The following is a 15,633-nucleotide window of genomic DNA, read 5'->3' as shown; positions in this document are numbered from 1 at the left end:
ACTCTTGCATCGACTCAAGACGCCTCTTCCTGCAGGGCCGCGCGCACCCGCTCCGGCGTGAAGGGCATGTGACGCAACCGGACTCCCACCGCATGGAAGACCGCGTTGGCGATGGCCGCGGCCGTCGGCCCCACGGTGGCTTCCCCGGCCCCCAGGGGGGGCTCCCCAGGCCGGTCGATGAGGAGTACGTCCACCTCGGGCGCTTCGTCAAAGGTCAGGATGGGATAGGTCTGCCAGTCGCGGCTGGCCAGCCCCTCGGGGCCAAAGCGGACTGCCTCTTTCAGCGCCCAGCTGGCGGCCTGGATGGCGCCGCCTTCGAGCTGGTTGCGCAAGCCATCCGGGTTGATGATCTGGCCCGCGTCCGCGGCGATGGTGATGCGCTGAAGCCGGATCGCCCCGCTCTCCCGCTCCACCTCCAGATCCACCACCACCGCGGCGTAACACTTTTCGTTCTTGTACTGGGCAAAGGCAATGCCCCGGCCGCGGCCCTGGCCTTCGCCGCCGGCCCGGACGCCCGGCTGCCAGCCCACCCGTTCCGCGGCCGCCTGGAGCACCTGCCCGGCTCGGGAGTCGCCCAGATGACGCAGGCGGAACGCCACCGGATCCGCCTGCGCGGCCCGCGCGAGCTCATCCATGAACGATTCAATGGCGAACACGTTGGCGAAGGCCCCCAGACTACGCAGGGAGGAGGTGCGCAGGGGGCTATCCGCCACAAAGTGCTTGACGATGCGCCGCCGGGGGAAGGTGTAGAGCGGGTCGGCGTTGCGGTGGCTGCCGCCATGACGGCCCCGGCCCGGCCGGGGCGGCGGCGGCAGGATGGGCCGGGCCAGATGCCGGGCTGCCAACAGGGTAGAGCCATCGGCGCGGGGCCTGGGGCGGCCTGAATGGGAGTAGCTCCAGACGTCGTGGTTCCAGTCCACGACCCTCCCCTGGGCGTCCAGGCTGGCCTGGATCTGAATGGCCATGGCCGGTCCGTAAGGCTCCCAGCGATGTTCATCCTCCCGGCTCCACTTGAGCAGGACCGGCCGTCCCGGGGTGGCCCGGGCCAGCAGCGCGGCGTCCAGCGCGGCGTCGTCGGCGCCGTTGTGGCCATAGCAGCCTGGGCCCTCCACGTGGATCACCCGAATGTCCTCCGGCGCCATCTCCAGAACCTGGGCCAGCGCCCCCCGCAGCGGGTAGACGCCCTGGCTGTGGGTCCAGATGGTGAGGCGGCCGTCCTGCCACTGGGCCAGGGCCGAGGAGGGCCCCAGCGCGGCATGCATGAGGAAAGGCCGGTAGTACGTGGCCGTCAGGGTTTGGGCAGCCTCCGCCGGCGGCACTACCGGTGGGATGGGATCGTCCACCGGCGTGCCGTCCACCACCAGCAGGCTCTGGGCCGGCGCGGCGCGGAGGTGGTCGAAGATCTCCTCGTGGGAAGGCAGGACGGTCTCCCCCTGCCAGCGGGCTGCCTGCCGCAGAGCCTCCGCAGCCCGCACGGCCTGTTCCTCCCGGCGGGCCACCACGCCCAGGAAGCTGCCATCCTGGACCACAGCCAGCACCCCCGGCAGCCGTTCCACCCCGGTCCGGTCCACGGCTGCCAGGGTGGCGTTGACGGCTGGTGGCCGCACCACCCGGCCGTGCACCATGCCGGGTAGCTCCATGTCATCCACGAAGACAGGCTGGCCCACCACCTTGGCCGGGATGTCCAGGCGGGGGATGGGCTGGCCCACCAGGGTGTACTGGCCGGGATCTTTGGGACGGGTGCGGCCGGTGACCTGGCGGCGGAAGGGACGTCCCCCCATGAGCTCCCAGTAGCTTACGTAGTTTTCGGTCACCGGATCCACGATGATGCCGTCGTGGACAGTCAGGCGCTCCAGGGGCGCGGCCAGATGTTCCGCCGCCAGTTCCAGGAGCACCTGGCGGGCCTCAGCCGCGGCAAAGCGTACGGCCCCGCCGCTGCCCTGGGTGGAATTGCTGCCGGCGGTGTAGCCTTCGTCCGGGGTGCGCCCGGTGTCGGCCAGCACCACCTGGATGCGTTCCAGGGAGACGTCCAGCTCCTCGGCGGCTATCTGGGCGATGACCGTGCGGATGCCCTGGCCGATTTCCACTTTCCCGCTGAACACGACGATGGTGCCATCCTCCTGGATCTGGATCCAGGCGTCCAGTTCCGGGTAGCGGCGGAGGGCATCGGGCAGGTCAACGGTGGGTGCGTTCATGGGTTCACCTCCTGGGCTGCCCGGCGGATGGCCCGGCGGATCCGGTCATAGCTGCCACAGCGGCAGAGGTGCCGGGCCATGGCCGCACGGATGGTCGCGTCGTCGGGGTGGGGATGTTCGTCCAGCAGGGCAATGGCCGCCAGCACCATGCCCGCGGTGCAGTAGCCGCATTGGGCGGCCTGCTCCGCGATGAAGGCCCGCTGGACCGGGTGCAGTTTTCCCGGCGGGTTGATGCCTTCCAGGGTGACGATCTGGCTGTGGGCCACCTGGACAACGGGGAGCCGGCAGGACGGAACGGCCCGGCCGTCCACCAGCACCTTGCAGGCGCCGCACTGCTCCAGGCCACAGGCCAGCTTGGCGGCCTTCAGTCCCAGGTCGTTGCGCAGGACGAAGAGCAGGGGCGTTTCAGGCTCCGTCTCCACCCGGTGGGTGCGACCGTTAACGTGCAGATTGTAGCGTGGCATGGTGGTCCCTCATCGTTCGTCCGGGCATTCAGGCTGTGGTTCCCACCTTGAACACCGTGGTCTCCTGGTAGACCTGGCCCGGTTCCAGCACGGTAGACGGGAAGTTGGGGTGGTTGGGCGAGTCTGGGAAGTGCTGGGTTTCCAGACAGAGGCCCGACCGTTTGGTGTAGACCTGGCCGCCCCGGCCGGGCAGGGAGTCGGGCATCATGTTGCCACTGTAGAACTGCATGCCGGGCTGGGTGGTGTGGACCTCCAGGCGGCGGCCGCTGGTGGGCTCTGTCAGCACGGCCGCGGGGCGCAGGGTGCCCGCCGGTCCGTTGATCACCCAGTTGTGGTCATAGCCGCCGCCGTAGCGGAGCTGTTCGTCGTCCTGGTCGATGCGCTCTCCGATGCGGGTGGGCTGGCGGAAGTCCAGGGGAGTGCCCGCCACCGAGCGGATTTCCCCGGTGGGGATCAGGGTGGCGTCGATGGGCGTGAAGTGGTCGGCGAAGATCTGGAGCACATGGTCCAGGATGGTGCCGTGGCCGGCCAGGTTGAAATAGGCGTGGTTGGTGAGGTTCAGAATGGTGGCCTGGTCGGTGGTGGCCCGGTAGTCGATGCGCAGTTCGTCCTGGGGAGTGAGGGTGTAGGTGACGGTGACCGAGAGGTTGCCGGGATAGCCTTCCTCGCCGTCGGGGCTGAGGTAGTCCAGCCGTACACCGACACCGGCGTCGTTCTGGAAGGGCTGCGCCTGCCAGACGACCTTGTCGAATCCCTTCACCCCGCCGTGGAGATGATGTTCGCCGTCGTTTTGGGCCAGCCGGTACTCCTTGCCGTGGAGCTGGAAGCGGGCTTTGGCGATGCGGTTGCCGAAGCGCCCCACGATACAGCCAAAGTAGGGGCTCCGGGTCAGGTAGTCCTCCAGCCTGTCGAAGCCCAGGTTGATTTCGCCCAGTTCGCCCCGGGCATCCGGCGCCAGGAAGGAGGTGATGGTGCCGCCGTAGTTGGTCAACTGGACCTGGACCCCATGGTCGTTGGTGAGGGTGAAGAGGTCCACCCCGATGCCATCGCTGGTGGTGCCGAAGGGAACTTGTGTCAGGTTCATGGTCAATCACTCCATTGGTGGTACGGTTGGTTGGTAGTTCATGTTGGGGATACGCCCCCGCTCGCGCTTGCCGTTGCGCGGCCCTCACAGGGCGATGTCCTGCCCTACGCCCTGGGCCAGGGCCAACTGGTAGACCCGGGCGACGGTCACCGCGTCCTGGACGGCCAGGCCCACCGACTTGAAGAGGGTGATCTCGTTATCATCCGTGCGGCCAGGGACGCGCCCCAGCAGGACGTCCCCCAGTTCGCCAGCCACGTGGTCGTAGCCGATCTCGCCGTTGGCCACCGGGATCATGATGTCGCCGGCTTCCGCCTGGGCGGCGGGGTGGTGATCCACGAAGACCCGGCTGCGGCGCACCGTGGTGGTGTCCAGCTCCCGCATGGCGGTGGTGTAGGCGCCCACCGCGTTGATGTGGGTACCGTTGACCAGCCAGTTGCCGTTGAAGAGGGGGATGGCGGAGTTGGTGGCGGTGCAGATGATGTCGGCCGATTCCACCGCGGCCCGGGCATCGTGACAGGGTAACACCTCGATGCCCAGCCGCCGGGCCATGCGGGTGCAAAACGCCGCGTTGCGCCGGCCGGTGCGGGTGATGACGAAGGCCCGCTCGATGGGCCGCACCGCGCACATGGCTTCCAGCTGGGCTGCGGCCTGGGGCCCGGCGCCGAAGATGGCCACGTGGCGCGCATCCTGGCGGGCCAGGTAACGGGTGGCCACCCCGCTGGCCGCGCCGGTGCGCATGGCGGTCAGATGCTCCGCGTCCACCAGGGCCAGGATCTGGCCTGTGTGGGCGTCGTGGAGCAGGATCACGCCCTGGATGGTGGGCAGGCCGAAGCGGGCCGGATTTTCCGGGTAGACGGTGACGAGCTTGACGCTCAACGCGTCCACCGGGCCGCCCACGTAGGCCGGCATGGAGAGGTGCAGGCCCTGGTGTGGCTCCACGGGCGTGGCCGCGCGTTGGGGCATGGTCACCTGTCCCAGGGCCAGCTGTCGGAACCCTTCTTCCACGGCAGCGATGGCCTCCTCCATGGACAGGAGGGCTTCCACATGGGAACGCGAGAGGATTAGCATGGTGTGCTCCCCCGGATAGGAACCTGAATCGGCATGGATATCCTGGCTACGCGGCGGTCCAGCCCAGGTCCACGGTCCAGGCGGCGCCGGTGATCGCGCCGGCCTGCTCCGAACAGAGGTAGGCGACCAAAGATGCCACTTCGTGGGGCTCAATGAGGCGCTTGATGGCAGCTGGTGCCAGCATCACTTCCTCCACCACTGCGTCCGGCGGGATGCCGTGGATGCGGGCCTGGTCAACGATCTGGCGCTCCACCAGGGGCGTGCGCACATAGGCGGGCAAAATCGCGTTGACGGTAATGCCATATGGGCCACCTTCCCGGGCCGCAGTCCGGGTCAGGCCCAACAAACCATGTTTGGCCGTGATATAGCCGACCTTGAAGGGGGATGCCACGACGCTGTGGATGGAGCCAATATTGACGATCCGTCCCCAGTTTCGCTCCTTCATGGATGGCCAGACGGCCTGGGTCAAAAGAAACGGCGCGGTCAGCATGACGTCCAGCATGGTGCGCCAGACCGTCTCTGGAAATTCGTCGATAGGCGCCACGTGCTGGAAGCCGGCGTTGTTGACGAGAATGTCTGCTCGGCCGAAGTGGGCGAGCGTTTTCTCCACCAGGCGCCGACAGGCAGCTCCGTCGGCCAGGTCCACGGCCAGGAAGAGCCCCTTCACGGCGTTGGCCACGGCCTCACCGGCGTCGACGTCCCTGTCGGCCAATACAACCTGGTGACCGACCTGGGCTAAACCCTCGGCGATCGCCCTGCCGATGCCGCTGGCCGCACCGGTGACAATAGCCACACGCGCCTCCATGGCATCCTCCCATGAACACACAAATCGTTTAAGTATGGGTTTTGTTTCACGTTGACAGCATTGTACATCCGGGATCCCACGGGAGCAAGCACTCTATCTGGCTTTGGCTCATCTACCACAAATGTGCGCTACCCACCCCGGTTTCGCAGCGAACCCAACAGGTTCGCACACATTTGGGAGATGAGCCTTGGCTTTAAACCGACGATCTCGAACGATATCTCCGGCCCTGCAACACCTTGTCGGCGCCTGATTTGTTCTGCTATACTCACCCAGGTCGCTTTGGCAGCGTGGCAGGTGCGTGGGACGTAACGTACCGGGTGGCATGGCGGAATGATCCGAAAAACACAGTGTAGATTACCGTGGCGGATGGACAAGGACCGCCGATTGGGACAGGCGTGGAGCCGTTATGGCCCAACGTGGCGGGGCATTCTGGTGCTGGTGGGGCTGGCACTCTTGACCGGCTGTGCCGCGACGGCCAGGCCAGACGCGCCACAGAACCTCCCGCCCTCCCTGTCCCCCTGGCCCGTCTCGCTGCCCACAGTCACCCCCGCGCCCACGGCGACGCCCCTGGCGTTGGATGGGCCGCTGACGGTGGCCCTGGCCCCCAACCTGCCGGACTCCTTCGCCGCCCCCCTCCGCCAGGCCCTGAGCCAGCCCATGACCGTGACCACCAGCAGCGGCGCCGTGCTCCCGGTCGCCCTGGGGCCCTCCATGACAGAGGCCCACGCGCGGGTGGAGCTGACGCCCTGGTGGCTGGCCGGCACCCACCTGGCCGTGCGGATCTATGCCGCTGTGGTGCCCTTCGCCACCCTGCGGGATGAGATCTCCCTGGACGCCCTGCAACAGGGGTGGCAAGGGCAGGGCGAGGTGCCCGTCCTGGCCGCCCCAGAGACCGTGGCCATGCTGACGCCCCTGCTGGGTCCCTATGCCGGGCCGTTCCTGGCGCCGGAAGAGTTAATGGCCGCGCTGGAGGCACAGCCGGCCGCGGTGGGGATCCTGCCCTTCGACCGGCTCCACCCCCGCTGGAAGGTGCTGCGGGTGAACGGCGCCAACCCCCTGGACAACCGCTTTGATCCGGCCACATACCCCCTGACCGTGGTCCTCAGCGTACGGGGTGCGGCCGCGGCTCCCCTGGCCGAGGCGCTGCAGCCGGCCATCCAGCCCCGCACCAATCGCCAGGCCGACCGGCTGACCACCCTGCTCATGACCGGCGTCACGGCCATGAGCAGGGGCACGGCCGCAGTCATGGAGCGCCGGGGCGTCCTCTTCCCCACCGTGCACATCTCGGACACCCTGGCTGCAGCCGACATCACCCACATCAGCAACGAGGTGCCCTTCCTGGACGATTGCGTGGTCAACAACACCGAAAACAATCTGATCCTCTGCAGCCACACCAGCTACTGGGCGGCGCTGGAGGCCCTGGGTACGGACATCGTGGGGCTGAGCGGCAACCACGTCAACGACTTCGGCCGGGAGGGCGCGCGGCGCTCCCTCCAGTTCTACCGGGAAAGGGGTATCCCCATCTACGGCAGCGGGCTGAATGTGGAAGAGGCCTGTGCCCCCCTCCTCTGGGAGCACAACGGCAACACCTTCGCCTTCCTGGCGGTGCTGGCCTTCGGGCCGGACACGGCCTGGGCCACCGAGGACGAGCCCGGCGCCTGTTACTACTACGACCACAAAGGGGAGATCCTGGAGCGGGTGGCCCAGCTCTCCCAGCAGGTGGATATCGTGTCGGTGGAGCTCCAGTACCTGGAGATCTACGAGCCCACGCCTACCCGCCAGCAGGTGGAGGAATTTCGGGAGCTGCGCGCGGCCGGTGCGGACATCGTCACCGGCGTCCAGAGCCATGTGCCCCAGGCCCTGGAGCCCTACGGCCCAGACGATCCCCACGGGCCGGGCATCATTGTCTACGGGCTGGGCAACCTCTTTTTCGACCAGATGTGGAGCTGGGAGACCCGCACGGAGCTGATGGTCCGCCACACCATCTACGAGGGGCGCCTGCTGGGCACCGAGATCCTCACCGCGGTGCTGGAGGACTACGCCCAGCCCCGCTGGGCCACGCCGGAGGAGCGGGCCGAGATCCTGGGCCGCATCTTCGCGGCTGCCCCGCCCCGGCCCACTCCCCCCACGCCCACCCCCTGAACCCGGCCGGTAGGTCACGCATCCCTGCGTGACATGGGCTCCTGTCCCGTTGGGTGCGGATGTCCGGCCAGGAGACCGGACCTACCCATCCGTGTTCCATTTTTTCTGGGCATCCTCCCATGCGGCGGCGCCCTATTTGTCCCAACGCCGGTCCGGCTGCCAGAAGCCCAGCTTGGGCGTGTTCCATTCGTCGGTGGGCTCGAAGAGGCCCGGGAAGCGCAGGTTGGCCTCGATGCCCTCGTAGTTGAGGTCAACGCCCAGGCCGGGTTTGTCCGGCACCTCCACGTAGCCATCTTGCAGATAGTTCTCCGGCAGGCCCGTGACCAGGTCCGTCCAGAAAGGCAGGTCCAGGCCATGGTGCTCCAGGGCCACGAAGCTGGGGATGGCCGCGGCGCAGTGGACGTTGGCCATGAAGGCGATGGGGGAGCCGGCGAAGTGGAGCGCGGTGGGCAGGCCGTACCGTTCGGCGTAGTCCGCGATCTTCTTGGTCTCCAACATGCCACCGGAGGTAAGCAGGTCCGGGTGGATGATGTCCACCGCCCGCTTTTCAATCATTTCCCGGAAGCCATCCCACAGGTAGAGTTCCTCGCCGGCCGCGGTGGGGATGTTGATGGCGTCGGTCACCGCCTTGTGGCCGTCGATGTCCCACCAGGGCATGGGATCCTCGAACCAGGCCAGGCGGAAGGGCTCCAGGGCCTTGCCCAGCCGGATCACGTCCTTGAGGGTCATGTGGCCGTGGCCGAAGTGATCGGTGCACAGCTCCACGTCCCAGCCCACGGCCTCGCGGATGGCGGCGACCACCTCCACCGCCCGGGCAATGCCCTGGTCGGTGACCTTGATGCTGGCGCCGGTGCCGGGTGCCCGCCAGCGCCGCCCCATGGGATACTCGCCCTCCACCGGGCGCCCCACCAGGCCATTTTCCACCTCGCCGAAGAGCTGGGGGCGGATGTCGAACTTGATGAAGGTCAGCCCCAGCTCCTTGCGCCCCTTGACCCGGGCCGCGTAGCCTTCCGGCGTGGGTTCCTCGGGCGCGGGGGTGTCGGCGTAGATGCGTACCTTGTCCCGGTACTTCCCGCCCAGGAACTGGTAGCAGGGCACGCCGTACACCTTGCCGATCAGGTCCCAGAGGGCGATCTCGATGCCCGAGACGCCGCCGCCCTCCCGGCCCCAGTTGCCGAAGTGCTTGATGTGTCGGAAGATCATGTCGATGTTGCAGGGGTTCTGGCCCAGGAGCATGCTCTTGAACTGGAGCGCGTTCTCCTTGTGGCCGGCGTCCCGGACCTCGCCGATGCCGTAGACGCCCTGGTTGGTGTCGATGCGGATGATGGGGTAGTCGTAGTTGCTGCAGACCACCGCCACCCGCATGTCCGTGATTTTGAGCTGGGATGGGCGGGAGTAGGTGTTGATGGCATCCTCCACCTTGCCCAGGGCTTCTTCATCCTGCTTCTGGTGGGCCATGGCTGTTTCCTCCTTTTGCGAAACTTCAGATTTGGCGGAAATGGTGGGAAAATAGAAAAGGTGGAGCCATCCTCCAGTGTATCACGGACAACAGACAGGACAAAAAGGGTGCGCTGTCGGCCAACCCGGTGGCGGGGACCGATTGAACGCGACAGACAGGAGGTTCTATGCACAAGGGTGTTTCAGCCTGGGCCGAAACCATCACCATCCCCACCTACCCCGTCGGTGAGCCGGAGAAGAACCCCCTCTTCCTGGAAAAACGGGTCTATCAGGGGAGCAGCGGCGCGGTCTACCCCTACCCGGTCATCGAGCGGGTCTTTGACGAGAAGGTGGACAAGACCTACACCGCGCTCTTTCTGGAAAACGAGTACCTCAAGATCATGATCCTGCCCGAGTTGGGCGGCCGGGTTCAGATGGCCCTGGACAAGACCAACGGTTACCACTTCGTCTACTACAACCGGGTGATCAAGCCCGCCCTGGTGGGCCTGGCCGGCCCGTGGATCTCCGGCGGCATCGAGTTCAACTGGCCCCAACACCACCGCCCCACCACCTTCTCCCCGGTGGACTGGCGCATCGTGGCCAACCCCGACGGCAGCCGGACCATCTGGTGTGCCGAGATCGAGCCCATGTACAACACCAAGGGCATGCACGGCTTCACCCTCTACCCGGAGCGGGCCTACCTGGAGATCTCGGTCCAGCTCGCCAACCGCACCGGCGAACCCCAGACCTTCCTCTGGTGGGCCAACCCGGCGGTCCACGTCAACGACGACTACCAGTCGGTCTTCCCGCCGGACGTCCACGCGGTGATGGACCACGGCAAGCGGGATGTGTCCGATTTCCCCATCGCCACCGGCGTCTACTACAAAGTGAACTACGCGCCGGGCACCGACATCTCCCGCTACAAGAACATCCCGAAAGTGAACTACGCGCCGGGCACCGACATCTCCCGCTACAAGAACATCCCGGTGCCCACCTCTTTCATGGCCTACCACTCGGACTTCGACTTCATCGGCTGCTACGACCACGGCCGCCAGGCGGGCATGATGCACGTGGCCAATCACCACGTGGTGCCGGGCAAGAAGCAGTGGACCTGGGGCAACGGCGATTTCGGCCAGGCGTGGGACCGCCAGCTCACCGACGAGGATGGGCCGTACATCGAGCTCATGTGCGGCGCGTACACCGACAACCAGCCCGATTTCTCCTGGCTCCAGCCAGGCGAAGAGAAGCGCTTCACCCAGATCTTCATGCCCTACAAGGGCATCGGTCCGGCCAAGAACGCCTCCAAGGAGGTGGTGCTTAACCTGGAGGTGGCAGGCCAGGAGGCCTGTATCGGCGTCTATGTCACCTGGCCCCGCACCGTGCGGGTGGAGCTCCTGCACCAGGGTATGCCCCTCTTTGACCGGGAGGAAGCCCTGTCGCCCACCCGGGTCCTCCGGGAACGGGTGCCCCTGCCCGCCACGCCCCAGGGGCCGCCGGCGCCCCAGTCCCTGACCCTGCGGGTGCTGGACGGCGACCGGGAGCTGCTCTCCTTCACGCCCCTGCCCGATGAGAAGCCGGAGATCCCGCCTCCGGCCACGCCGGCGCGGCCGCCGGCCGACATCGAGTCCAACGAGGAGCTCTACCTGAACGGCCTGCACCTGGAGCAGTATCGCCACGCCACCTACGCGCCCGAGCCCTACTATCAGGAAGCCCTGCGCCGGGATCCCCTGGACAGCCGCTGCAACAACGCCATGGGGCTGCTCCTCTATCGCCGGGGCCAATTCGCGGCAGCCGAGCCCTACTTCCGCCGAGCCATCGAGAGCCTCACCCGCCGCAATCCCAACCCCTACGACGGCGAGCCCTTCTACAACCTGGGCCTCTGCCTGAAGATGCAGGGCCGCTACCGGGAGGCCTTCGACGCCTTCTACAAGGCCGTCTGGAACGCGGCCTGGCAGGATGCCGGCTACTTCGAGCTGGCCCGGCTGGCTGCCCGCCAGGGAGATCTGGAGGAGGCCCTGGATCTGGCCACCCGCGCCCTGGACCGCAACTGGCGCCACCACCAGGCCCGCCACCTCAAGACGGCCATCCTGCGCCGGCTGGACCGGGCCGAGGAGGCGATCCAGGAGACGGAGCTGGCCCTCGCCCTGGACGCCATGGAGTACGGCGCGCTGTGGGAGCGCCACCTGCTGCTGGACGACCGGGCCTTCTTCCAGCACGCCCGGCAGACGGCCACCACTTACATCGCCCTGGCCCTGGACTATGCCCACGCCGGTTTCTTCGCCGAGGCCCTGGCGCTGCTCCAGCATGTCCCCCAGGAGGATCCCATGGGCCACTATTACGCGGGCTGGTGTCGCCTGCAGATGGGGGACTCCACGGGCGCCCTGGCCGACTTCCAGGCCGCAGCTGCCGCGCCGCCCGACTTCTGCTTCCCCAACCGGCTGGAGAGTGTGCTGGCCCTGGAGGCGGCCATGGCCCACAACCCGACCGACGCCCGGGCCCCCTACTACCTGGGCAACTTCTGGTACGCCCACCGTCGCTACGAAGAGGCCATCCAGTGCTGGGAACGCTCTCGAGAGCTGGACGACGCCTTCCCCACCGTCCACCGCAACCTGGGCCTGGCCTACTTCAACAAGCGCCACGACCCGGTCCAGGCCCGGGCCGCGTACGAGCGGGCCTTCGCCCTGGATCCCACCGACGCCCGGGTCTTCTTCGAGCTGGACCAGCTCTACAAGCGGCTCAACCGTCCGCCGGCGGAGCGCCTGGCCCTGTTGGAGGAGCACGCCGAACTGGTCGCCGCGCGGGATGACCTGACCCTGGAGCGCATCAGCCTGCTCAACCTGCTGGGACGCCACCGGGAGGCTTACGACCTGCTGATGCAGCGCACCTTCCACCCCTGGGAGGGGGGCGAGGGCAAGGTCACCGGCCAGTACGTGTGGAGCCTGGTGGAGCAGGCCCGGGAGCTGCTGGCCCAGGGCGCTTACGCCGAGGCCATCGATTGCCTCACCCGGGCCCAGACCTACCCGCCCAACCTGGGCGAGGGCAAGCTTTTCGGCACCCAGGAGAACCACATCTTCTACTACCTGGGCTGCGCCTACGAGGGCCTGGGGGATGGCGAGCAAGCTCAGGCGTACTGGCGCCAGGCGGCCACCGGCCTCAGCGAGCCCACCTCGCCCATGTACTACAACGACCAGCCGCCGGAGATGATCTTCTACCAGGGGCTGGCCCAGCGGAAACTGGGCCGGGAAGAGCAGGCCCAGAACATCTTCCACAGGCTGGTGGACTACGGGCGCACCCACCTGGACGACCAGGTGCAGATGGACTACTTCGCCGTCTCCCTGCCCGATTTCCTGGTCTTCGACGATGACCTGAACCGGCGCAACCGCATCCACTGTCACTTCATGATGGCCCTGGGCTACCTGGGCCTGGGCGAGGTCGACGCGGCCCAGGAGCACTTCGACCAGGTGCTTGCCCTGGATGCCAGCCACGTGGGCGCCGCCATCCACCGCCGGCTGCTGGCCGAGACCGCGACCCTGTGAATCACGAACTGCCACCAGAAAGCGACATCAACCATGACCGCTTCCCACATGGATCTGGCCGGTCCCTGGGCCTTCCGCCTGGATCCGGAAGATCGGGGCCTGGATGAGGGGTGGTACGCCCACCCCCTGCCCCACTCGCTTCAGCTGCCCGGTTCCCTCCAGGCCCAGGGCTACGGCAACGACATCACCGTGGATACCCCCTGGACCGGCGATATCTTCGACCGTTCCTGGTTCGAAAGCCCCCGCTATGCGCCCTACCGCCAGCCGGGCAACATCAAGGTCCCTTTCTGGCTGCAGCCGGAGAAACACTATGTGGGGCCGGCCTGGTATCAGCGCATGGTGGAGATCCCGCCCCACTGGCAGGGGCAGCGGGTGCGTCTCTTCCTAGAGCGTCCCCACTGGGAGACCCGGGTCTGGTTGGACGACGTGGAGCTGGGCGCACAGCAGAGCCTGTCCACCCCCCACTGCTACGAGCTGGGCACCCACCTCGCCCCCGGCCCCCATCGACTCACCATCCGGGTGGACAATCGTCTCATCGTCAACGTGGGACCCAACGCCCACAGCGTGTCGGACCACACCCAGGGCAACTGGAACGGCATCGTGGGCCGGCTGGCCCTGGAGGCCGCCAGCCCGGTCTGGATCGAAGAGGTCCAGGTCTTTCCCAACGTGGCCCGCCGGACGGCTCTGGTGCGGGTGCATGTGGGCAACGCCCTGGGGCGGCCCGGCACCGGGCAGATCCGCCTGCAGGCCAGCGCCTACAACACCCCGACGCCCCACACGCCGCCTCCCGTCGCGGCGGATTTCGTCCTGACCGGCCCGGAGACCGTCGTCCATCTGGAGTATCCCCTGGGCGAGGAGGCCCAACCCTGGGACGAGTTTTCACCGGCCCTCTACCGTCTGGCGGCGGACCTGACTTGCCGGCTTTCGGGCGCCCAGGGCGAGCCCCTCACCCATGGCTTCACCACCAGCTTTGGCCTGCGGGAGGTGGCGGTGGCGGGCACCCAACTGGCCGTCAACGGGCGGCGGATCTTCCTGCGGGGCACCCTGGAGTGCTGCATCTTCCCCCGGACGGGCTATCCGCCCACCGACGTGGATTCCTGGCGGCGCATCATCCAGATCTGCCAGGCCCACGGCCTCAACCACATCCGCTTCCATTCCTGGTGCCCGCCGGAGGCCGCCTTTGTGGCCGCGGATGAGCTGGGCTTCTACTTCCAGGTGGAGTGTGCAGCCTGGGCCAACCAGGGCGCCACCATCGGCGAAGGAAAGCCCCTGGACTCGTGGCTCTACGCCGAGGGGGAGCGCATTGTGGCCGCCTACGGCAACCACCCTTCCTTCCTCATGATGGCCTATGGCAACGAGCCGGCCGGCCGCCACGAAGAATACCTGGGCACCTGGCTCACTTACTGGAAGGGGCGAGATGGCCGGCGGGTCTACACCGGCGGCGCCGGCTGGCCTGCCATCCCCGAAAACCACTACCACAACATCCCCCAGCCCCGCATCCAGGCCTGGGGTGAAGGGCTGAATTCTCGCATCAACGCCCGGCCACCCGAGACCCGCACCGACTACCGGGAACACGTGGCCCGGCTGCAGAAACCCATCGTCAGCCATGAGATCGGCCAGTGGTGCGTCTACCCCAATTTCCAGGAGATCGAGAAGTACACCGGCCACCTCAAGGCCCGCAACTTCGAGATCTTCCGGGACTTCCTGGTGGCCAACCACATGGGCGACCAGGCCCAGGACTTCCTCATGGCATCCGGCAAGCTCCAGGCCCTCTGCTACAAAGAGGAGATTGAGTCGGCCCTGCGCACCCCGGGCTTCGCCGGCTTCCAGCTCCTGGATCTGCACGATTTTCCCGGCCAGGGCACCGCGCTGGTGGGAGTGCTGGATGCCTTTTGGGACGAGAAGGGATACATTACCGCGGCGGAGTTCCGGCGCTTCTGCAACAGCACCGTGCCCCTGGCCCGCATGGATCGGCGTATCTGGCACACAGGGGAGACCTTCCTGGCCGACGTCGAGCTGGCCCACTTCGGCCCCACGCCCCTGGCCGACGCGGTGGTGTCCTGGCGGCTGATGGAAGCCGACGGCCAGACAGTGGCCCAGGGGCAGATGGGACCCCTGGCCGTGCCCACCGGTGGACTCACCCCGTGCGGCACTGTCCAGGTGGAGCTGGCCGCGGCAGCACCGGCTCGCAAGTATCGCCTGGTGGCAGGCGTGGATGGGACAGCCTTTGAGAACGACTGGGAGATCTGGGTCTTTCCCCAGCACCTGGAGACACCCCTGCCTGCCGACCTTCACGTTGCTGAAGAACTGGACGAGGCCGCGCTGGATCACCTGGCGGGCGGGGGCACGGTGTTGCTCATGCCCCAGCAGCCTGCCGCGTCTGTGCGCGGGGATGTGGCCCTGGGCTTCTCCAGCGTCTTCTGGAACACCGCGTGGACCAACGGTCAGCCGCCCCACACCCTGGGCATCCTCTGCGATCCGGCGCACCCGGTCTTTGCCCACTTCCCCACCGAATACCACAGCAACTGGCAATGGTGGGAGCTGATCCACGGCGCGGGAGCCATGGTGCTGGACGGCCTGCCGCCGGCGCTGCGCCCCCTGATCCAGCCCATCGACACCTGGTTCGAAGCCCGGCGCCTGGGGCTGCTCTTCGAGGCCCGGGTCCACGGCGGCCGGCTCATGGTCTGCTCCATGGACCTGCGCCACGACCTGGAGAAGCGGCTGGTGGCCCGCCAGATGTGGCACAGCCTGGTGGTCTACCTGGGCAGCCCGGCCTTCGACCCGCAGGTGGAGGTCCCGGCAGACGCCATCCGCGGCCTGTTCCGGGAGCCGCCGGCGGGTTGAGCGCCCGCCCCCTGGAGCCTGCTCCGGGTGTAGGAAAGGGCGCGTCGGTGCGGTTCTC

The 15,633-nt window shown here is 67.4% G+C and carries 9 protein-coding genes; 3 read left to right on the top strand and 6 right to left on the bottom strand.

The genetic code is table 11. The features are described from left to right. Window positions 1–14: 14 nt before the first annotated feature. The 5 genes from FKZ61_RS00735 to FKZ61_RS00715 all read right to left on the bottom strand — a co-directional run bounded on the left by FKZ61_RS00735 (window position 15) and on the right by FKZ61_RS00715 (window position 5,616). Entirely contained in the window at window positions 15–2,195 is a 2,181-nt protein-coding gene (locus FKZ61_RS00735) for a xanthine dehydrogenase family protein molybdopterin-binding subunit (protein ID WP_141608144.1), read from the bottom strand. Then, window positions 2,192–2,659, bottom strand: a complete 468-nt coding sequence (locus FKZ61_RS00730; RefSeq protein ID WP_141608143.1) for a (2Fe-2S)-binding protein — start codon at window positions 2,657–2,659, stop codon at window positions 2,192–2,194. Before FKZ61_RS00730 ends, FKZ61_RS00735 begins: the two co-directional genes overlap by 4 nt. A gap of 28 nt (window positions 2,660–2,687) precedes the next feature. Next, on the bottom strand, window positions 2,688–3,743 hold the full coding sequence (locus FKZ61_RS00725) for an aldose epimerase family protein (protein ID WP_141608142.1): 1,056 nt from the start codon (window positions 3,741–3,743) through the stop codon (window positions 2,688–2,690). Between the two features lie 84 nt (window positions 3,744–3,827). Continuing rightward, on the bottom strand, window positions 3,828–4,811 hold the full coding sequence (locus tag FKZ61_RS00720; RefSeq protein ID WP_141608141.1) for an ornithine cyclodeaminase family protein: 984 nt from the start codon (window positions 4,809–4,811) through the stop codon (window positions 3,828–3,830). A 46-nt stretch (window positions 4,812–4,857) separates the two neighbouring features. Further along, complete coding sequence (locus FKZ61_RS00715) at window positions 4,858–5,616, bottom strand: 3-hydroxybutyrate dehydrogenase (RefSeq protein WP_141608140.1); 759 nt, start codon at window positions 5,614–5,616, stop codon at window positions 4,858–4,860. 366 nt (window positions 5,617–5,982) lie between these two features. Here FKZ61_RS00715 and FKZ61_RS00710 point away from each other — a divergent pair, with 366 nt between their 5' ends. Continuing rightward, window positions 5,983–7,758 (top strand): CapA family protein, encoded by a 1,776-nt coding sequence (locus FKZ61_RS00710; RefSeq protein WP_229964079.1) that lies wholly within the window; start codon window positions 5,983–5,985, stop codon window positions 7,756–7,758. A gap of 132 nt (window positions 7,759–7,890) precedes the next feature. Here FKZ61_RS00710 and FKZ61_RS00705 read toward each other — a convergent pair whose 3' ends face one another. After that, window positions 7,891–9,216 (bottom strand): mandelate racemase/muconate lactonizing enzyme family protein, encoded by a 1,326-nt coding sequence (locus FKZ61_RS00705; RefSeq protein ID WP_141608138.1) that lies wholly within the window; start codon window positions 9,214–9,216, stop codon window positions 7,891–7,893. A 167-nt stretch (window positions 9,217–9,383) separates the two neighbouring features. Between FKZ61_RS00705 and FKZ61_RS00700 the strand changes: the two genes are divergently transcribed. Further along, window positions 9,384–12,731, top strand: coding sequence for a DUF5107 domain-containing protein (locus FKZ61_RS00700; protein WP_141608137.1), 3,348 nt, complete (start codon window positions 9,384–9,386; stop codon window positions 12,729–12,731). Between the two features lie 33 nt (window positions 12,732–12,764). Beyond that, entirely contained in the window at window positions 12,765–15,575 is a 2,811-nt protein-coding gene (locus tag FKZ61_RS00695) for a sugar-binding domain-containing protein (protein WP_229964078.1), read from the top strand. Window positions 15,576–15,633: the final 58 nt, after the last annotated feature.

Source organism: Litorilinea aerophila (genome assembly GCF_006569185.2).
Lineage (GTDB): Bacteria > Chloroflexota > Anaerolineae > Caldilineales > Caldilineaceae > Litorilinea > Litorilinea aerophila.
This window is presented reverse-complemented; position numbering and strand designations above follow the sequence as displayed.